The 21,087-nt window shown below is 69.2% G+C and carries 8 protein-coding genes; 6 read left to right on the top strand and 2 right to left on the bottom strand.

Translation table 11 applies throughout. The features are described 5' to 3' along the window. Positions 1-75 precede the first annotated feature (75 nt). Positions 76-2,217 carry a glycosyltransferase gene (locus ASD48_RS04795; protein ID WP_057600060.1) on the top strand — a complete coding sequence of 714 codons (2,142 nt, stop codon included), beginning with the start codon at positions 76-78 and terminating at the stop codon, positions 2,215-2,217. 131 nt (positions 2,218-2,348) lie between these two features. Here the strand turns inward: ASD48_RS04795 and ASD48_RS04790 are convergent, their stop codons facing one another. Next, a complete protein-coding gene (locus tag ASD48_RS04790; RefSeq protein WP_057600059.1) occupies positions 2,349-2,954 on the bottom strand; it encodes an acyltransferase in 606 nt (201 codons plus the stop codon). 154 nt (positions 2,955-3,108) lie between these two features. After that, on the bottom strand, positions 3,109-4,863 hold the full coding sequence (locus tag ASD48_RS04785) for a D-glucuronyl C5-epimerase family protein (protein ID WP_057600058.1): 1,755 nt from the start codon (positions 4,861-4,863) through the stop codon (positions 3,109-3,111). Between the two features lie 871 nt (positions 4,864-5,734). Between ASD48_RS04785 and ASD48_RS04780 the strand changes: the two genes are divergently transcribed. The 5 genes from ASD48_RS04780 (at position 5,735) to ASD48_RS04760 (ending at position 21,000) form a co-directional block, all read left to right on the top strand. Further along, positions 5,735-12,634, top strand: coding sequence for a polymorphic toxin-type HINT domain-containing protein (locus ASD48_RS04780; RefSeq protein ID WP_242432504.1), 6,900 nt, complete (start codon positions 5,735-5,737; stop codon positions 12,632-12,634). A gap of 47 nt (positions 12,635-12,681) precedes the next feature. After that, a complete protein-coding gene (locus tag ASD48_RS04775) occupies positions 12,682-13,212 on the top strand; it encodes a hypothetical protein (RefSeq protein ID WP_157880603.1) in 531 nt (176 codons plus the stop codon). Positions 13,213-13,985: 773 nt separating this feature from the next. After that, positions 13,986-15,485 carry a VCBS repeat-containing protein gene (locus ASD48_RS04770; protein WP_242432503.1) on the top strand — a complete coding sequence of 500 codons (1,500 nt, stop codon included), beginning with the start codon at positions 13,986-13,988 and terminating at the stop codon, positions 15,483-15,485. 134 nt (positions 15,486-15,619) lie between these two features. Continuing rightward, positions 15,620-17,248 (top strand): FG-GAP repeat protein, encoded by a 1,629-nt coding sequence (locus ASD48_RS04765; protein WP_057600055.1) that lies wholly within the window; start codon positions 15,620-15,622, stop codon positions 17,246-17,248. Positions 17,249-17,322: 74 nt separating this feature from the next. Beyond that, the gene (locus ASD48_RS04760; protein ID WP_157880602.1) at positions 17,323-21,000 is read left to right on the top strand and encodes a LamG domain-containing protein; all 3,678 of its coding nucleotides are present in this window, start codon (positions 17,323-17,325) and stop codon (positions 20,998-21,000) included. The last annotated feature ends 87 nt before the right edge of the window (positions 21,001-21,087 follow it).

Below are 21,087 nucleotides of genomic sequence, written 5' to 3'. Positions count from 1 at the left end.
AGTCGTCCCTTCACCGGACCGGCGTTCACAGCACGACCCCCGCACGGACGCAGAACAGGTGGAGGACCTCCTCGCATGACCCACGTACTACTGGTCGCCGGTACGGCGCCGACGCTCTCGATGCTGAAAGCCGCCGTCGAACAGTTCCGGGCCGCGGGAGCGACGGTGCGGCTGGCCGGCTACTTCGATCGCGAAGCGGTGGACGGCGTGCTCGACGCCGCCGACGTGTGCTCGCTGACCGAAGCGGCCGCCGAGCGGGGCGACGCCTTCGCCAAGCGCGTCGCGAAACTGCCGCCCGCCCGCAGGACCTGGGCGAGCGCGGAACGCAACCGTCGGGTCCTGCGTGACGCACGCCGGGCGCAGGTCCTGGTCGCCCTGGACGCGAACGCCGTGTACACCGTCTGGCGGCTCGCCGAGCGCAACCGGCGTGCCGACGCGGTCTTCGGTGTCGCCCCGGGTCTTCGAGCCCTCCAGGCGCGCGCCGAGAGCCCGGTGCAGTACGTGCTGCGCGACGCCGTCCGTACCGTCCCCTCGCCCACCGTCACCCTGCGCTCCACCAAGCGCGGCGTGCGGCACAGCGCCGGTGCCGTGCTGCGCCGGGCGTCGTCGCCCGCCGTGATGCGCACCGCGATCGGCGCCAAGGCCTGGCGGACCGCGGTGGTCGCGCCGCGCGTCCCGGACGCGATGCGCGCCAAGCTGGCCCGCCGGGTGAGCCTCAGCATGGCGAAGGGCGGCCGCAAGACCGGCGCCACGCTGGTGCTCGACCAGGCCGCCGAGCGGATCGGCAACCGCAAGCTCAGCGCCGCCCTGCTCGCGGACGCCGCCCGGGCCGACCTGGCCCGCGGCCACGACAACCCGAAGCTGCGCAACAAGGCCATCGGGGCCGCGCTGAACCTCGCGGACCAGCGGTTCAAGAAGAAGGACCTCGCGGCCGCCGCCGACCAGCTCTCCACGGCGTTCGCCCTCGCCTTCAACCGGGGCCTGCACTTCGACGGGGTCTCCTCGCCGATGGCCGACGATCCCGACGCCTACCTCGCGGCCTTCCGTAAGAACGCCGCGTTCAAGGCGCTGTCCGCGCCGCGTGGCCGTGCCCTCCCGGCCGCGCCGGCCCCGACCGGACGCCCGCTGCGGCTGCTGGTCACGACGTACGCCAACGCCGCCTTCCTCAAGGCGATCCGGGACCGCTACGAGAACCACCCCGACGTCGAGATCCGCTATCTCGACGTCAACGAGGACGAGACGCTGCGGCCGCTGGTCCGTGGCATCAAGCGGATCATGGAGCACGCGCTGGGCGGCCAGCCGGCCTTCCACGACAAGGTCGAGGAGGCGCTGCGCCCCCACCTCGACTGGGCGGACACCGTCTTCGTCGACTGGTGCACCAACGCGGCCGCGATCTTCACCGCCGTGGACCCCGGCACCACACGCATGGTCATACGGCTGCACAGCTACGAGGCGTTCGCGTTCTGGCCGCATCTCGTGGACTTCACACGGGTCGACGACCTGATCCTGGTCAGCGACCATCTGCGCGAGGTGGTGGAGAAGGTCCTGCCGCAGCTGGCCGGACCGGACACCGCCACGACGCACGTCGTCGCCAACGCCATGGATCTGCTGCCCTTCAACCGGGAGAAGACCGACCCGGACGCCCGCTTCAACCTCGGTCTGGTCGGCGTCAGCGCCGTGGCCAAGGACCCGCGCTGGGCGGTGCAGGTGCTGCGGCTGGTGCGTGAGAAGGACGAGCGCTACCGCCTGGTCGTCATCGGCGAGGGCCTGCCCCGCAAGGCGAGCGCCGCCGTCCGCGCCTACGACGACCTGCTCCAGGCGGACCTGGCGGAGCTGGAGGCGGCCGGCGCCGTACATCTGGTGGGCCAGACGGACGACGTGCCGGCGGCACTCACCGAGGTCGGCGTCATCCTGAGCAGTTCGGTCCGCGAGAGCTTCCACTGCGGCCTGGTGGAGGGCACCGTCAGCGGCGCGCTCCCGGTGGTCCGCGACTGGCCGTTCTTCGCCTCGCTGGAGAACGGGCCGCGCACGCTCTTCCCGACCGACTGGGTCGTCTCCACGCCGGAGGAGGCCGCGGAGCGGATCCTGAAGCTCACGGCCACCGAGGACAGCTGGCGTGCGGCGGCGGAGCCCGCGGCGAAGCACGCGCTGACGATGTGGGACTGGTCGGTGGTGAGCCGGGAGTTCGACCGGCTGCTGCTGGGCGAGAAGGAGTAGTCGCCCGGGATCGTCGGCCGCCCGGTCACCCGAGGGCCGGGTGACCGGGCGGCCGGAACGTCGTAAAGGGTTCGGCCGCGTCCCACTGGACGCGGCCGAACCCTTTACGACGTTCCGGGGAGGGCGAGGGACTAGCCCGCGATCCGCTCCGCCAGCACACCGTCCTTCTCGTCGTACAGCTCACCGGTCTGCGGGCACTCCCACACGTCGGCCTCGCCCGTGCGCGCGACCAGCTTGACGCCGGCCTTGCCGACCCAGCCGACCTGCCGCGCGGGCACCCCGACGACCAGGCCGAAGTCCGGCACGTCCTTGGTGACGACGGCGCCGGCGGCGATCATGGCCCAGCGGCCGATGGTGATCGGCGCGACACACACGGCGCGGGCGCCGATGGACGCCCCGTCGGCGATCTTCACACCGACGGCCTCCCAGTCGCCGCCCCGCTTCTGCTTGCCGTCGGGGTCCACGGAACGCGGGTTGTGGTCGTTCGTGAGGACCACGGCGGGGCCGATGAAGACACCGTCGCCGAGTTCGGCCGGCTCGTAGACGAGCGCGTAGTTCTGCAGCTTGCAGTTGTCGCCCATGTGGACGCCCGAACCGACGTACGCGCCACGGCCGATCACACAGCCCTCGCCGAGGCGCGCGCCCTCACGGATCTGCGCGAGGTCCCAGACGCTGCTCCCGGCGCCGATCTCGGCACTGTCGTCGACCTGCGCGCTGGGCTGGACCCTGTAGTTCACTTCTGCTGCCTTCCGGTGTGGGGCTTCGGTTGGCGAGCATACGGGGGCCGGGCGGACGACGTTCACGCGCGGGCCGCAAGCCGGTGCGACCGGCCCGCGGGGCCGCGCGCGGACGTGCCGGACGGCACCGCCGCCGTCCGGCGCCACTCGCCGCCTAACCGTCGGTGAGAACCGGCCCGTTCGGTACCCAGTAGCCGGTCAGCCCGCCCGCGGTGATCCGCAGCATGGGCCGGCCGTTGACGATGGCCCGCTGGTCGAAGGGGGCCTTGGAGCTCTTGGCGAACTTCACCGTCTTCGTGGTGCCGGTCCTGCCGTCGCTGCCGAACTTGATGCAGGTGATCGAGACGTTCGGCGGGAAGGTGGCGGTGCGCTGCGGACGGAAGGTGGTGGGCAGATGCACCCCGCGCAGGAAGACCTTGGGGTAGTACTCCCCGACCCAGTAGCCCGCGTACGCGCCCGCGCTGATGCGGTAGTAGATCCCGCGTCCCTCGATACGACGGCGGACGTCCACGGGAGCCTGGGTGGCCTTGGAGAAGGTCACCTTCTTGGTCGCCAGCTGGGCGTCCTTCATCGTCGGCGACCAGCCGTAGAGGGGTGCGCCCTGCGTCTTCAGCTTGTACAGCGTGTGCGTACCGGCGGCGAACGCGGCGACCGAGCCCGCGGGCAGGTTCTGGGCGTACGGGTAGTCGTTGATCAGCGCGTCCTGCTGAGCGGCGAAGGTGGGGCTGCCGGTCTGCCAGTGGAGCTGGCGGAACAGGTTGATGTGGTGCTGGTGGTAGCCCTTGGTCGGGACCCGGTGCGTGTTGCAGTAGTAGGAGAGCCACTTGGCCTGGCGCAGCCGCGTGAAGTGGTCGCGGATGGTGGTGACCGCTCCGTCGTACATCTTGAGGGCCAGTTCGTTGCCGGTGGCGACGTAGTAGTCCCAGAGGCCGAAGGTGGCGAAGATCATGCCGTTGAAGGTGTAGTCACCGGTGCCGGCCGTGGCGCCCGGGTACTCCTGGATCCACAGGTAGCCCTTCGAGTCCTTGTTGACGACCCACGGCTTGGCGTTGTCCCCGCGCAGCAGCGAGGCGAACGCGCCGTCGGCCGCCGCCCTGTAGAGCGCCTTCTCCTCCTCGGTGACCCCGTCCAGCTGCGTCAGCTGGATGAAGAGGCTGATCGACTCGCCCTGTGCCATGCCCGAGTACCAGGGCGCCTTGTAGGTGACCCCGCTGTGCTCGGGGTGGTACCAGTCGAAGGGGTAGGGGAAGTACCAGGCGCCGCGCGTCTCCACCCGCTTGTCGATGAGCCGCTTCGCCTGCGCCTTGGCGCGCTCCAGGAAGAGCGCCTTGCGGGTGGGGTCGGTCGCGGTGCGGTAGCTCGAGATGCAGCCGAGCCCGAACTGGATCTGGGTGACGGGCTGGTCGTAGCCGGGGGTGTTCCGGTCGGGCCGGTACTGGACGGCTCCCTCGGCGTCGAGGTACACGTTCTCGGTGTTGGGCGTGACGTTCGACCAGGTGGTGGGCCGGTCGCGCCAGGGCCGCATGTACTCGGGGAGTTCGGTGTCGAGCGTGTAGCCCGAGGTCTTGAACTCGAACGGCAGCGTCGTCGGTACGGAGCCCTCGTCGGGGTCCGGGGTCCCACCGGTGTAGGGGATCCGGGTGTTCGGACTCGGCGGGCTGAGGACACCGTCACCGAGCTGGTCCGGCAGCTCCGGAGCCGGCGGCTGGGTGCTGCCCGGCGCATCGGGAAGGCTCAGCACGAGGGAGCGCGGCACCCCGTCGAGCAGATCCGGTGAGGGGGAGTCGAGAACTCCCGTGGCCAGCGCGGTGAAGGTTCCCCCACCCACCACCGCGACTCCGGCGACGGAACCGCCGGCGACCCTTATGAAGCGTCTGCGCCCCAGCTCGACACGTCTTTTTCCAGGCATGACTTGTCTACCCCCACGGTGTGATGGACCGTACGGGGCCGCGATGTTGGTGAATGTTCCCTGCGGCCCCTGAATCCCCGAACCAGTAAAGAAGTTCAACTGAACGGGAGGGAGAAGGTAATTGGGGCATGTGCGTGCGAGATGGGGCAATCGTCCACACCCGACAGATTTCTGTGATGAAACTGTGACTATGTGAATGTGATCATGTCGGACATGCATCTCTGGTGAGACGTAAGAGGTCGGTAAAGGATCTGTGGCGATCAGCCGACTGTGCGGGGACGGTGACTGCTGGTGTCCGGGGTGGGGATGGGGCGATGGCGCGGGGGCGCCGCTGTCACGGCGGCGGCACTTCCGCCGTCAGGCGTGAGCGGGGTCTTTCCTGAGTCGCCGACGTGCGGGGCCGGACGCGTCGGTGGAACCGATGTGGACCGCGCCGGCGGCGGAGTGCGTGACACGGCCGTCGTCCCGGATCCCCTGGCAACGGTGTCAGGGCAGGACGGCGGGCCCCACCGCCGTTTCGCCTCGTCGGGCGAGTACGTGACTGCCGCCTTCGCGGGTGCCGTCGAGGCGGCGGGCGGGGCGGCGGGCGGGGCATGAACTCGCGCAGCCTGACGGCCTGTTCGCCAAGGCCTCTTCGTTCGGCGAGGGCGGCCGGCTGATGTCCGGCCCGACAGTGGCGACCGCCATGTGACGCGACCGTCATGTGACGCGACCGTCATGTGACGCACCGGCCATGTCCCTTGCGCGCCAGGCCTGTTGGGGCTCGACATGCCCTCCATTTCCAGCACGTTCTCCTTCGACCAGGAAGTTGCCGAATGTTTTTCCGTGGCCGCTCACTGAGCCGCCGCATGCCCAGATCGACGGTTGTCGCTTGGCGCTCGACGACGGCGACCGGGGCCGCACCAGCCGCCCCGGCGTCCAGGACGACGGTGATCCCGCCAAGGGGTCCGACGCGAAAGCGAAGTCCCGTCCCTCCGATCCGGCGCGCAAGGCGGCGGTCAAGGGGCTGGACAAGGCGGTGTGGCCCAAGCAGGGCGGCGCCGAGGTGAAGCTCGGGGCCACCGTGGAAGCGGGCGGTCTGCCGATCACGATCGGCAAGGCGAAGGCGAAGGCGAAGGCCACCGGGAAGGCCGCCGCGGGCGAGGCGAAGGGCGAGGCGAAGGGTGTCGCGTCGTCGGAGGTCGCGGAGAAGGTCCATGTCGACGTCCTCGACCCGAAGCGCGCGGGGCAGCTCGGCGCCGGCGTCCTCCTCGGCGTGGAACGCGCCGACGGTGAGGACGCGGCCGCCAAGGTCCGCCTGACGGTGGACTATTCGGAGTTCGCCGAGGGTTTCGGCGGCTCGTATGCCTCGCGTCTTCGGCTCGTGCAGTTGCCGGCGTGTGCCGCTGTGGCGGTTCCGGGCAGCAAGGCGTGTCCGGAGCAGCCGAAGGTGCTGCCGACGGTGAACGACGTGAAGTCGGGCACGGTCTCGGCAGACGTGACGGCGGCCCCGGCTCCCGCCGAGGGTGTCTCGACGATGGCCGGTACCGCGACCTCCCTGGTGGCGGTGGCGGCGGGTCCGTCGAGCGCACAGGGCACCTACAAGGCGACGGCCCTTTCCCCGTCGTCCAGTTGGAGCGTCGCACCGTCCTCCGGTGGGTTCAGCTGGAACTATCCGCTGAATTCCGTTCCGACGCCGGGCGGGCTGACTCCCACGGTGGGTCTCGGCTACTCCTCGCAGTCGGCGGACGGCCGCACGTCGGCCACCAACAACCAGGGTTCCTGGATCGGTGAGGGTTTCTCCTACGACGCCGGTTACATCGAGCGGCGCTACAAGCCCTGTTCCGAGGACGGTCACGACGGCTCCGGTGAACAGTGCTGGGCGTTCGAGAACGCCACGGTCATGCTCTCCGGTTCGTCCGGTGAGCTGGTCAAGGACGACACGACCGGTACGTGGCATCTGTCGTCCGACGACGGTGCGAAGGTCGAGCGGCTGACGGGCGCCACCAATGGCGACGACGGCAGCACCGGTGACAAGGGCGAACACTGGAAGATCACGACCTCCGATGGCACGGAGTACTACTTCGGGCTGAACCGTCTCCCCGGCTGGGCGACGGGCAACGAGGAGACCAACTCGGTCTGGACGGCTCCGGTTTTCGGTGACGACTCGGGTGAGCCGTGCTACAACGCCACTTTCACGAGCGCGTACTGCCAGCAGGCGTGGCGGTGGAGCCTGGACTACGTCAAGGACACGCACGGCAACGTGATGTCCTACTTCTACGACCGTGAGACGAACTACTACGCGCTCAACGGCAAGACGGATGTCAACGGCACGGCCTACCACCGCGGCGGCTGGCTGAAGCGGATCGACTACGGTCAGCGTGACGGCAGTGTCTACGCGGCGAAGGCTCCGGCCCGGATCGTGTTCAACACTGCCGAACGCTGCCTGGTGACCTCCGACTTCGACTGTGCGGAGAGCAAGCGCACCAAGGCGAACGCCTCCTACTGGCCGGATGTCCCGGTCGACCAGGAGTGCAAGTCCGCGACCAAGTGCACCTCGCCGGTCCAGACGTTCTTCACGACGAAGCGTCTGACGTCGGTCGTGACGCAGATGCGCAAGGACGCCACGACCTACCAGGACGTGGACGCCTGGAGTTTCACGCACCTGTTCACGGACAACGGTGACGACTCCAAGACGCTGTGGCTGTCGAAGATCGAGCACGAGGGCCGCGTCGGCACCGCCGTGAAGCTGCCGTCGGTCGACCTCTTCGGTGAGCAACTAGCCAACCGTGTGGACGCCATCGGCGACAACATCGCCCCGTTCTACCGCTACCGCCTCTCGATGGTCCTCAGTGACACCGGATCGCAGCTCGACGTGACGTACGCGCCGGCCGACTGTGCGAAGGCCTCGCTGCCGAAGCCGGGCGAGTCGACGAAGCGCTGCTATCCGGTGAAGTGGGCCCCGCCGGGCTATGTGGACCCGATCACGGACTGGTTCCACAAGTACGTGGTCTCGGCGGTCATCGAGACCGACCGCACCGGCGGCAGCGACTCGATGGTCACCCGCTACGACTACCAGGGCGACGCGGCCTGGCGTAAGGCGAAGCCGGACGGCATCACCGACGCCAAGTACCTCACCTGGGGCGGTTGGCAGGGATACGGCAAGGTCAAGGTCACCAGCGGCAGCTCCGACAAGCAGACCACCCGTGTCGACTACACGTTCATGCAGGGCATGGACGGTGACAAGGACGCCGACGGCAACGCCCGCTCGGTGACGGTGAAGGACTCCACGGGAGCCTCCTACACGGACTCCGAGGAGTTCACGGGGCACCAGTTGGAGGCGGCCACCTACGACGGTGCGAAGCTCGTCTCCAAGACGATCGACACCCCGTGGAAGTACTACACGGCAACCCAGACCCAGAGCTGGGGTACCACTCACGCGGCGATCGTGAATACCCAGGTCGGCCGGGGCTTCAGTCTGAAGTCCGACGGCAGCTGGAGCGAGACGAAGTCCACGACGACCTACGACACGTCCAACGGCACAGGGCGCGTGTTGACCGTCGACGACCAGGGCGACGTCTCGACCACGAAGGACGACACCTGTACGCGTACGACCTACGCGGACAACGTGGCGAAGAACATCCTGTCGCTGCCTGCCCGCAGCGACGTCGTGTCGGTCAAGTGCGCCACGACACCGGACCGCAAGACGCAGGTCCTGGGCGACGAGCGCACCTCGTACGACAACCTCGCGTTCGGTGCGGCACCGACCAAGGGTGACGCGACCAAGACCGAGCGGCTGACCTCGCACGACGGCACCACGGCCACGTATCAGGTCACCGGTGCCACGACCTACGACGACTTCGGCCGTCCGAAGTCCCAACAGGACGCCAAGCAGTACGGGACCTCCGACGCGACGAAGACCGTCTACACCGAGACCAACGGCCTGTTGACGAAGACGGTCGTCACCAACGCCCTCGGGCACAACACGACCACCGACTACGCCCCCGCCTGGGGCATGTCGACCGGGCAGACCGACCCCAACGGCGAGCGCACCAGCCTCGCTTATGACGGCCTGGGCCGTTTGACGTCGGTGTGGCTGGCGGACCGGGCGTCGACGCAGACGCCGAGCATCAAGTACTCGTACAACGTCCGCAAGGACAAGGTCACCTCGATCAAGACCGAGAAGATCGAGAACGACGGGTCGTACGGCGCCGAGTACCAGCTGTACGACAGCATGCTGCGGGCCCGCCAGATCCAGACCGAGGGCGTGGACGGCACCCGCATGGTCGCCGACACCTGGTACGACGCCACCGGCAACGTCAGGAAGACCAACGCGACGTACAACGCCTCCGGCGCCCCCTCGGACGAACTGCTGCTGGTGAGCAACGGCCAGGTCGGCGCGCAGAGCCTGCTGGAGTACGACGGCCTGGGCCGCAGCACGGCCCAGATCTCCGCCGTCTCGGGTGCCGAGCAGTGGCGCACCACGACCACGTACGACGGCGAACTGACGCACGTCGACCCGCCGGTCGGCGGCGTGCCGACCACGACGATCACCGACGGACAGGGCAACCTCTCGGAGATCCGCCATTACAAGGGCGCTTCGCCGGGTGCGGGCGTGGCGTACGACTCGACGAAGTACACGTACAACGTGGCCGGTCTGCTGGAGACGGTCACCGACGCCAAGAGCAACGTGTGGCGTTACGAGTACGACCAGCTGGGCCGCAAGACCAAGTCGATCGACCCCGACGCGGGTACCTCGCGCACGGAGTACGACGAGCTGGACCGCCCGGTCGTCACGTACGACGGACGCAACAAGAAGACCTCCACGGTCTACGACAAGCTCGGCCGCGTGCTCACGACCTGGCAGGGCGACGCCGGTACCGGCACGAAGCTGAGCGAGAACAAGTACGACAAGGCGGGCTGGCTGGGACAGGCCTACGGCCACCTCAGCTACATCTCGCCGACGGAGTACTTCGCCACGGCCATCCAGTCGATGGACGAGTTCTACCGCCCGCTGCAGACCGCCTACCAGGTGCCTGCCTCCCAGGGATCCCTGGCCGGCACGTATGTCTACACCTCCACGTACAACCGGGACGGAACGCTCCAGAGCTCCGGTCTGCCCGCCATCGGCGACCTGCCGACTGAGGCGCTGACCTACACGTACGACTCGCTGCAGCGTCCGATGACGATGACGGGCAGCACCTCGTACGTCACCAACACCGTCTACTCCAAGAAGAGCCAGCTGCAGCAGCTCGAACTGTCTTCGGGCAGTGGCAAGAAGGTCTGGCAGAGCTTCTTCTACGAGAAGGGCACCGACCGGCTGACCCGCTCGGTGGTCGACGTCTACGGCGCGACCGCCCCGGCCAAGGACTCGAACTACTCCTACGACCAGGTGGGCAACGTCCTGTCCATCGCGGACACGGCGAACTCGACGTCACCGGACGTGCAGTGCTTCGCCTACGACAGCCGTCAGCGGCTGTCGGACGCCTGGACCCCGGCGGCCACCGCGACGACCGCGGCCGGTTCCGGAACCCGTGGCTCGACCACGCCGGTGGACGGCACCGGGCCCACGGCCTGCGACTCGGCCGCCGGGTCGAGCGCGCTGGGCGGTCCGGCCCCGTACTGGAAGTCGTACGAGACCGACGCCATCGGCAACCGTGTCTCCGAGATCAACCACGACACCGCGCTCAACGCGGCGAACAACATCACCCGCAGTTACGAGTACGGCGGCGCGGGCGCCCTCGGCGACGGACCGCACCAGGTCACCAAGGTCACCGAGAAGACCCCGACCGGGGACAAGCAGTCGACGTACGAGTACGACGACGCGGGCAACACCAGCAAGCGCACCATCGGCGGCAACGCCCAGTCGCTGGCCTGGACCGACCAGGGCAAGGTCAACGAGGTCACCGAGGCGAACGGCTCGAAGACGAGCTACCTGTACGACGCCTCCGGCAACCGTCTCGTGCGCAAGGACCCGAGCGGTACGACGGTCTACCTGCCGGGCACCGAGCTGAAGCTGTCGGCGGACGGCACCAAGAAGGAGGCCACCCGGTACTACGAGTACGCCGGCCAGACCGTCGCGGTCCGCACAGCGGCGAAGCTCTCCTTCTCGGCTGCCGACCACCACGGCACGGGCGAGCTGGCGATCGACTCCGCGACCGGGGCGATCTCCCAACGGCGCTTCGACCCCTACGGTGTGGAGCGCGGCGAGAAGCTCGGTCCCTGGCCGGGGGAGAGGGGTTTTGTCGGCGGCACGATCGACGCCTCGACCGGGCTCACTCATCTTGGAGCACGCGAATACGACTCGGCGATCGGCAAGTTCATCTCCGTCGACCCGATCATCGACTACACCAGGCCGAGCCAGATCAACGGCTACGCCTACGCCGACAACACCCCGGTGACCCTGTCCGACCCGTCGGGACTGGAGAGCTGCTTCCCGGTCTACTGCTCGGCCTACGCGGGCACCTACAAGAAGGAGACCGGCAACAAGGACGTCGACGACGCGCAGTCGGATGCCGACGCGGCCTCCGCGAACGTGGCGTCGGCGCAGGCGCAGCAATCCTCCGCCAAGCAGCGCATGAAGTCCGCGGGCAAGGCGCTGATCAAGATCGCCCGGGACATCCTGGGCGTGGACGCGGCGCTGGACTGCATCTCCAGTGGCGATGTCGGAGCCTGTGGCGAGACCCTGCTCAACATCGCAGGCAGCTTCGCGGGTGGTCTGGCGGGCAAGATCCTCGCCAAGTACGGCGCCCCGTGGAAGTGGGCCAAGGGCCTCAAACTCGTCAAGCGTGTCGCTGGGCTGGTCAAGGACCTGATCGGCGGTGCGAAGGGTTACTTCAAGGCGAACAAGGCTCTGGGCAAGGCCAAGATGGGGTTGGCCAAGGCCACGGAGAAACTGGCGCAGGCCAGGGCGAAGGCAGCGGCGGCCCTCAAGAGAGGCAAGGGCTCCTGTAAGTCACCCCACAGTTTCCTGCCCGGCACCAAAGTCCTGCTTGCAAATGGCAAGGTCAAGCCGATCGAAGAGGTCAGGCTCGGCGACAAGGTCAAGGTGACCGACCCCGAGCAGGGCGGAACGGCGGTTCGCGAGGTCGTCGGCACGATCGTCACCGAGGACGACAAGCACTTCGTCGATCTCACGGTGAAGGGGACCTCCGGCAAGGAGGAGGCGCTCGTCTCCACCACCACACACCCGTTCTGGGTCGAGACGCAGCACCGCTGGATCAAGGCCGGAGACCTGACGCCCGGCATGAGACTGCTCACCCCCTCGGGTGGCACGGTGGAGCTGACGGCGACGCGCGAGTACCACAAGGTGCAGCGCACGCACGACCTGACGATCAGTGACATCCACACGTACTATGTCCTGGCCGAGTCGACCCCCCTGCTGGTGCACAACTGCGACGTCAATACCCCCGACGACCCGTCCGGTACGGCGACGGTCCACCTGGACTACGGCGGCAATCCCCAGCACGCCTCGATCGAGGTCGAGCATGGCGGGACGGTCATTCACAGCGAGCAGGTCGGTGTCCCGGGCTCGGACGCTGTTGGCGCGTTCTTCGAGGGGGAGGTGTCGAGTAAATCGTTCACGATCAGGATCCCCCTGCCCAACGCCAAGAGGGCCCAGGCCTATCAGAAGGCAACCGAGGGACATACTTTCGGTTCCTACGACTATGACACGCAAAGCTGTGTCACCTACTGCGCGGACGTGTTGCGCGCAGGCGGGATCGGCCCGGAGGACCTGCCGAAGGGGATGGTCAACAATGACGTCACCAGCTGGCTGTTCAGCAAGCATTGAGCACCGAGCACACCTGGAAGACCGACGAAAGGAGAAAGGAGGAGACCGTGGAGAAGACATTCGACACGACGGGTGAGGCCCTCTGCTGCGCTGCGAGCGTACGGTTGGGCGGAGCTTTGCGAGTGCTCGCCGCCCGGGCGGGACTGTCCGACCGCTACGACACAGTCATGGCGGGGATGGAGCACCTTGCGGCCTCCCTCGACGGGGGTGAGCTCGACGACGCGGTCCTCGGCCCGGCCTTCGGCGCGAACTGGAACCTGGGCACCAGGTACCCGGACGACCTGTCGGGCGTGGAGTTCTTCAGGACTGGGCTGAAGATCGTGTTCGTCGCGCTCGTGCATACGCGGCCGGGCCAGCAGGCTGAGCCGGCGCAAGGGCTGGAGTTCGCTCTGGAGGCGGCCGAGGCCTGGCCGACGGACGTCCGCATCGGCTCGTTCACGCGGCTCGCCGATTTCGAACTGGCCTGCCAGCAGGAGGCGGAGGCACGGCTCCGGACGGATGGGCTGGCTGCCCTCTGGAAGCTGACCGAGGGGCGCTGCGAGCAGTATCGGCGCGTGGCGGAACTGCTCGTCGGGTAGGAGCCCGGAAGGGTGCCGGAGTAAGGGCTGGGGACCCCGTTCGACCCGTCGATACGGGCTTTATTGGGTCCCTGGGTACAAGCGCTCGGCCGGGTTCTCCCGGCCGAGCGCTTCCATGATTGTCTGTGGGCGACTCGCTGCTTCATGGTTTTGCCATCCGCTCGGCGGCGGTCTCTCCGAGAGCGCCGCCCTCTCCTACGCCGTGGGGAGCTGACCTCGGACTCGACCAAGGACGTCGACTGGATCGACAAGATGGAGACGTACGGGCGGGTTGTCCCCGTGTATTTGCTTTTGGACATGGAAATCGGGGAGATCAACGTCCTCTGGGATCCGCCCCCCAGGGCTACCGGTCCCGGACCAACGTTCCCTTCGGGCGGCTCGTGCGCATCCCGGCGCCCTTCGACTTTGAGCTCGACACCTCGGGGTTACTCCTGCCCGAAGCCGAGGCCGGTACCCCCTGGCCTCGACGCCCCACGCCCCATCCACCCACCAGGGTCCGCCAGTTCGCCGGCGGGCCCTTCTTGTGTCCGGCCGGGCCGGCCGGACCGGCCGGACCGCGCGGTCCGGATTGTCCGACCGGCTGGCATATGCCAGGAGCCGTGAAGCTAACGTGCCTCTTCTGTGATTCATGTCATGTTCAGGGGAACATGACAGGTGTTGCATGTGCACTTCATGTAAAGGGATGATCCGTTGACCTTATTTAGTTCCTCTTTAACTACGGGGCATTTGTGTCAAGGGTGGGGAAAGTGTGGCGGCGCGGTTCCGTCACCGTTTTGGCAGGGGCATTGCTGACCTGGGGGCTCGGGATCGGCGGGACGCCGGCCGAGGCCGCCGTCGCGTGTCCGTCGGGCGTCGAGTCGGACTTCAACGGGGACGGGATCAGGGACACGGCGATCGCCGACCCCGAGGCCACCGTCAGCGGCGCGGCCAGGGCGGGTGAGGTGCAGATCGTCTACGGCGGGGGCAAGGGGGTCCTCACCCTCTCGCAGGCCCTCGACAGCATCCCGGGGGCGCCCGAGGCCGGCGACCAGTACGGCTCTTCGCTGGCGGTGTACGACGCCGACCTCGACGGGTGCAGCGACCTGGTGGTCGGCGACCCCTACGAGGACATGGGCACCGTTCCCGACGCCGGCAACGTGCACTTGATCTACGGCTCCACGAGCGGGCTCAACGCAGGCACCAAGGCCGTCAAGGAGTTCTACCAGGGCGCCGACAAGCCCCTGGGCGGCGGTCAGGAGGACGAGGACTGGGTGGGCTACGCGCTGGCCGCCGGCAAGACCTCGGCCGGCACGCCGTACCTGATCATCGGCGTCCCCGGTGAGTCGATCGGTGACATCGAGGACGCGGGCGGGTTCCACTACATCAGCGGCACCGCGCAGACGATGGCCTTCGTCCACCAGGACACCGACGTCGCCGGCGCCGTTCCCGGCAACGCCGAACAGGACGACCGCTTCGGCTCCACGCTCGCCGCGACCCCGACCCACTTCGCGGTCGGCACGCCCGGCGAGGCGCTCGGCACCGTGGCCTTCGCGGGCGGCGTGGCCTTCTTCAACCACACACTCACCTCCAACTCCCCGAAGCCGCTCGGCGGACTCGGCCAGGACCAGGACGTGATCTCCGGGGCCGAGGAGGTCGGCGACCAGTTCGGCGCCGCGCTCGCCATGGTCCCGTACCGGGCCTCCGGCGCCACCTCCACCACCGAGTCGCTGCTCGCGGTGGGCGTCCCTGGCGAGGATCTGTCGACGACCGTCGACGCCGGCGCCGTCCAGGTCTTCAAGCTGGCCGCCAACGGCACCTTCACGCAGACCGCCTGGATCGACCAGAACACGCTGGACGTGGACCAGGAGGCCGAGGCGGGCGACTTCTTCGGCAAGCGGCTCGCCGCCGTCAACTCCTCCCCGAACGCGGTCTCCACCGCCACCACCACCCGGCTCGCGATCGGCGTGCCCGGCGAGGAGTCTGCCGAGGAGCACGCGGAGAAGGGCGGCGTCCAGATCGTTCCGCTGGTCGGTGCGCCCGGCGCCTCCGACCAGTGGCTCGACCCCGGATACGGCGTCGGGCCCACCCCCGCGCCGCGCATGCTCACTGGCATCTCCCTGGCCGCCAGCCCCTCGCTGCTGTACGTCGGCGTGCCCTACGGCCCGGCGGAGACCCGCGCGGTCTACGGCTTCCCGTGGAACGTGGCGTCCGGCGGGGCCGCGACCCAGACGATCAAGCCCGGTGAGGGCGGCGTGCCGGCGACCGGCGTGGCCTTCGGCGCGGTCATCGGCTGATCGCCGCGGTCCTTCCGCCCTGGCGGCTCTCCACTTCCTTCGGTTCGTCACCGCCGCGTCCGGTCGTCCGGACACGGCGGTGACGCACCGCGCAGACACCAGAAGCACACCCAGCCTCACGGGGAGGAACACCCATGTCCGCACGCGGACACCGGACGGGAGACCAGACGGTCCGCCGTCGCCCGTCCGGCCGAAGACACCCGACACCGGCACCGGCCGGCTCAGGCGTCCGACGTGTCGCCGCGGGATCGCTGGCGGCGGCGCTGCTGCTCCTGGGCCTGGGCACCGGCGCGCCTCCGGCCGCGGCCGCCGCCGCCTGCACGGCCGGCACCTCGTCCGACTTCAACGGCGACGGCGTCCGGGACACGGCCATCGCCGATCCCGACGCCACCGTGTCGGGCCACGCCCGGGCGGGCCTGGTCCACATCGTGCTCGGCGGCGGCAAGGGGGTCGTCGAGATCTCGCAGGACACCGCCAATGTGGCGGACGCCCCCGAGGACGGGGACCAGTTCGGCTTCTCGCTCGCGGTGTACGACGCCAACAAGGACGGCTGCAGCGACCTCGCCGTCGGTATCCCGTACGAGGACGTCGGCACCGTCAAGGACGCGGGCTACGTCCAGGTGATCTACGGCTCGACGACCGCCGTCGGGTCGGAGTTCAACAGCAAGGGCTTCGTCCAGGGCGAGACCCAGCCGCTGGGCGGCGGCCCCGAGACCGACGACTGGCTCGGCTACGCGGTGGCGGCCGGCACCTCGACCACCGGCTTCCCGTTCCTGGTCATCGGAATTCCGGGCGAGGACGGCGCGGCCGGCGCGGACATCGGCGTGATCGGCTACGTCTACGGCACCGACTACCAGGCCGCGTCCGTGGGCCAGGCCACCACCGGAGTGTGGGAGGACGCCGAGCCCTACGACCGTTTCGGCGCCTCGATCTCCGCCACCGACCGCCACTTCGTGGTCGGCGCTCCCGGCGAGAGCCTCGGCACGGCCGCGTTCGCGGGCGGTGTCGTCGCCTTCCGGCCGTCGATCAACACCAACGGCATCCCCGACCCCCTCTTCGGCATGGGGCAGGCCCGCACCGTCGGGACGAACCCGGATCTGGCCGCCCAGACCGACGACCGGTACGGCGCCGCCCTCGCGATGGCCCCGTACCGCCCGACGGGCGCGGCCACCATCACCGACTCGCTGCTCGCCGTGGGCGTGCCGGGGGAGGACCTCGGCACCACCGTCGACGCCGGAGCGGTGCACGTCTACCACATCAAGGCCGACGGCACGGTCGTCCTCCTCAACTGGATCGACCAGAACCAGGAAAACGCCGCGGGGGACGTCGAGGGGACCGCCGAGGCCGGCGACTTCTTCGGCCAGCGGCTCGCCGCGGTCAACACCACCACCAACGTGGTGAGTACGGCGGCCACCATGCGCCTCGCGGTGGGCGTTCCCGGCGAGGAGTCCACCGAGGACGCCCCGGAGGCCGGCGGTGTCCAGATCTTCCCGATGATCGGGACGCCGGGCGCCTCGGACGCGTGGATCGAGCCCGGCAACGGGATCCCCTCCGGTCCGTCGGCCCGGACGTACGCGGGCACCGGCCTCGGAGCCGGCCCGTCGCTGCTGTACGTGGGTGTGCCCTACGGGCCGGCCGAGGGCCGCGCGGTCCATGGCTTCCCGTGGAACGTGACCACGGGCGGCGCGCCGACCCAGACCTGGAAGCCCGGTGAGGGCGGTATCCCCGCCGGCGGCACCGCGTTCGGGACGGTGATCCGATGACGGCTCACGACAGACGACCGACTTCCCGCAAAAAACTCGACACAACTGACCTGACCCAACGGGAGAGTGGACGCGTGTCCGCAGACACACAGAGACCGATACGGCGTGGCGTGCTGGTGCGCGCCGCCGTCGCGGCCGCCGTCGCCGGCGCGGTGACGGCCGGGACCCTGGCGGTCCTGCCGGGCGGCGGCCCGGCCGGACCGGCACCGGTCGCCGCCGACCAGCCGATGGTGACCGAGCAGCAGGCCATGGCCGTCGCCAAGGACAGCGGTAGGAAGACCGAGGTCGTGGGTCTGCGGACGGAGCGCCGGGAGATCTTCGCGGAGCCCGACGGCACGTTCACCGCCCGTGAGTACACCGAGCCGGTGCGCACGGTGCAGGGCGGCAAGTGGGTCAAGGTCGACGCCACGCTGGTGAAGCACGCCGACGGCAGCTGGGGCCCGAAGGCCGCCACCGTCGACCTCAGCTTCTCCGCCGGCCAGGCGGGCAAGCCGTTCGTGACGATGCTGCGGGCGGGCCGTGAGTTCGCCCTGACCTGGCCGTACGGCAAGCTGCCCGCGCCGACGGTCGAAGGGGACACGGCCACGTACGCCGACGCCCTGCCCGGCGTGGACCTGACGGTGCGGGCCGAGGCCGACGGCTTCGGTCACCTGCTCGTCGTCAAGACGCCGGAGGCCGCGGCCGATCCGAGGCTCACCCAGCTCGACCTGGGCATGGCGACCGACGGCCTGAAGGTCACCGAGGACGCCACCGGAGCGATCGTCGCGGAGGACTCCGTCGTCGGCGGCACCGTCTTCCAGGCGGGCAAGCCCTCGATGTGGGACTCGGCCGCCGTCCAGGAGGCCACCGCCAGGAAGCAGGGCCCGAAGGCGGTCGCGAAGGCGCTGAAGGCGGCGTCGGCCGCCGTGGCCGGCGCCGACGACACCGCCGCCGCGGCCGGCACGACCGTCGCCCCGACGGCCGCCACGGCCACCCCCGGCCCGCAGGCCGCCCCGGAGGCAGCGCTCGAGGGCCCGGGCGGCGGCGGTCGCGTCGCTCCGCTGGGCGTCGAGGTCGGCAAGGGCAAGCTGCGTCTCGTCCCCGACCAGAAGCTCCTGAAGGGCGCGAACACCGTCTTCCCGGTCGTCATCGACCCGATCCAGCGCACCACCTCGCGGACCTCCTGGACCGGCGTCATGTCCGGGATGCCCAGCGAGCAGGACTGGAAGTACTCCGGCAGCGCGGGCGTGGGCAAGTGCCCGACCGACTACAACCCGGTCTCCTGCAACGGCGTCGGCACGCGCCGCGTGATGTTCACGATGCCGCTCTCCTTCTACAAGGGGAAGCAGATCCTGGGCGCGACGTTCTCCGCCCGCGTCGAGCACATCTACAGCGCCTCCCCGACCGCCGAGCCCATCCAGCTGTACCGGATCGGCGGCCAGAACTACTCGCTCTCCTCGTCCAGCAACTGGTCCAACACCTCGGACGACTGGGACGACTATCTGCAGACCGTCGACAAGGCGATCTCCCCGACCTCCTGCTCCAGCCAGGCCAACCTGCACTTCGAGAGCGGCGCGAGCGGTGAGCTGACGAGCGAGATCAAGACGGCGGCGGCCGGCGGCTGGAACTCGATGACGCTGGGCCTGCGCGCCGCCGACGAGTCCCGTTTCGCCGAGTGGAAGCGGATCTGCGGCAACGCCTACCTGTCCGTCTCGTACAACAACCTGCCGCGGCAGATCAAGACGTCGGACATGTCGACCGACCCCGGTGGCGTGTGCAAGTGGGGTGCGAACCGTCCCTACGTCGACACTCCGCCGAAGCTGCGCGCCATCGCCAGCGACCCCGACCACGGCAACGGCCAGACCGACAAGGTGAAGGTCGAGTTCAAGATCGAGTGGGGCGGGACCACCCCGGGCTCGTACACCTACATCACGAAGGACGCGCTCTCCCCGACCGCGAACACCAAGTTCGAGCACACCGTCAAGTCGACGATCCCGCAGAACACCGTCATCTACTGGAGCGCACGCGCCAACGACGGTGACGGCAACGGCCCGTGGAGCTCGGAGGGGGACCCCGCCCAGCGCTGCGAGTTCATCTACGACAAGACCTGGCCGGGCAAGCCGAACGTGCTGTCCAAGCAGTACCCGTCCGACACCGTCTACCACGACGGCGTGGGCACCTACGGCACCTTCACCTTCTCGCCCAACCCGAACGACTCCATCCCGGACACCGACGTCGTCAAGTACCAGTACTCCTTCGACGGCGCCGCGCTGACCACCCTCACCCCGACCACCGGCGGTGGCTCCGTCACCGCGAGCTGGGTGCCGACCCGGGCCGGGCGGCACGTGCTCGAGGTGATCGCCATCGACAAGGCGACGCACGCCGCGAGCAACTCGTACGACTTCCTGGTGGCCGAGGGCCGGCCGGTCGTCGGTCAGTGGAACCTCGCCGACGAGGCCGGCGGCGAAGCCCACGACGAGAGCGGTGAGTACTCGGCGACCGCGGGCAGCGCCGTCACCTTCGGCGTGGACGGTCCCGGCGGGAAGGCCGACAAGGCCGCCCGCTTCGACGGCACCGCCGAGTCCTACCTCGACGCAAGCGAGACCGTGCTCGACTCCGCCAAGAGCTTCAGCGTCAGCGCCTGGGTCCGGCCCACCGCGCTGGACAAGAACATGACGGTGATCAGCCAGGACGGCACCGGCGAACCCGGCTTCACCCTCGGCTACGACGCGTCCGCGCAGACCTGGAAGTTCTCCGTCCCGGTCAACGACGTGGACTCGCTCGGCGAGTGGAAGGCCGTCTCCACCGGAATCTCCGTGGTCAAGGACCAGTGGGTGCTGCTGACCGGCGTGTACGACGCGCAGAAGACCGGCGGCCCGCAGCTCCAGCTCTACATCAACAAGGACCTGAAGGCCTCCACCATCCGGCGCTCCACCTGGAAGTCGTACGGCCCGCTGCAGATCGGCCGGTCCACGGCCAAGAGCGGCTACCGCGACAACTTCTCCGGTGACCTCGCCGAGGTCCGCGTCTTCGACCGCGTCGTCTCGGCGACGGAGGTCTCCGAGCTGCTGACCGTCAAGCCGGCCCGCAAGGGCTACTGGCAGCTCGACGACGCCGCCAGCGGCGCCTCCGTCGAGACCGGCGGCGGCCAGGCCCTCACCCTGGCGGGCAACGCCTCCATCTACCGCCCCGCCGACCCGCTGTTCGACACGGCCGCCCTGGTGGGCGACGGCAACCTGGTGCTGGACGGTGACGGGGACTACGCGTCCACCGCGACCGCCCCGGTCACCGGCAACAGCAGCTTCACCGTGAGCGCCCGCGCCCAGCTCACCTCGCTGGACCCGGAGAAGTCGCAGACGGTGCTGTCCCTGCCGGGCGCCAACGCCAACCGTGTGCAGGTCCGTTACCAGGCGACCACCGGCCAGTGGGAGCTGGCCGTCGCCAAGTCGGACGTGGCCGCCCCCGCGGTCGTCACCTTCACCGACGACCAGGAACTGCCCGACACCGGCGGCTCCGGCCAGCACCTGGCGGTGGTCTACGACGCCTTCGCCAACTCGATCCGCCTGTACGTCGAGGGCCAGCTGGTCGCCGGCGCCTACGGCACGGACGACACCCTGTGGCCCGCCACCGGTGGTCTCCAGGTGGGCCGTTCGCTGCGCGGGGCGAGCGAGTACTTCGCCGGCGCGATCGACGAGGTCCGCGTCTACAGCGGAGCCGCCGACCAGATCGCGGTGCAGCAGATGTCCGCGCTGACCGCCGTTTCCGACCTCTGACCGATCGGACAGATCGTCAGTTCTGAGGTGTGCCGGGTCCTTTGAGGGGGCCCGGCACACCTGTCCTGTCACCTTTCTTTCTCCTTC

This window comes from Streptomyces sp. Root1310, assembly GCF_001426425.1.
Classification (GTDB): Bacteria; Actinomycetota; Actinomycetes; order Streptomycetales; family Streptomycetaceae; genus Streptomyces.
The sequence above is the reverse complement of the archived record's forward strand: the minus strand, read 5'-3'. Positions and strand labels throughout refer to the sequence as shown.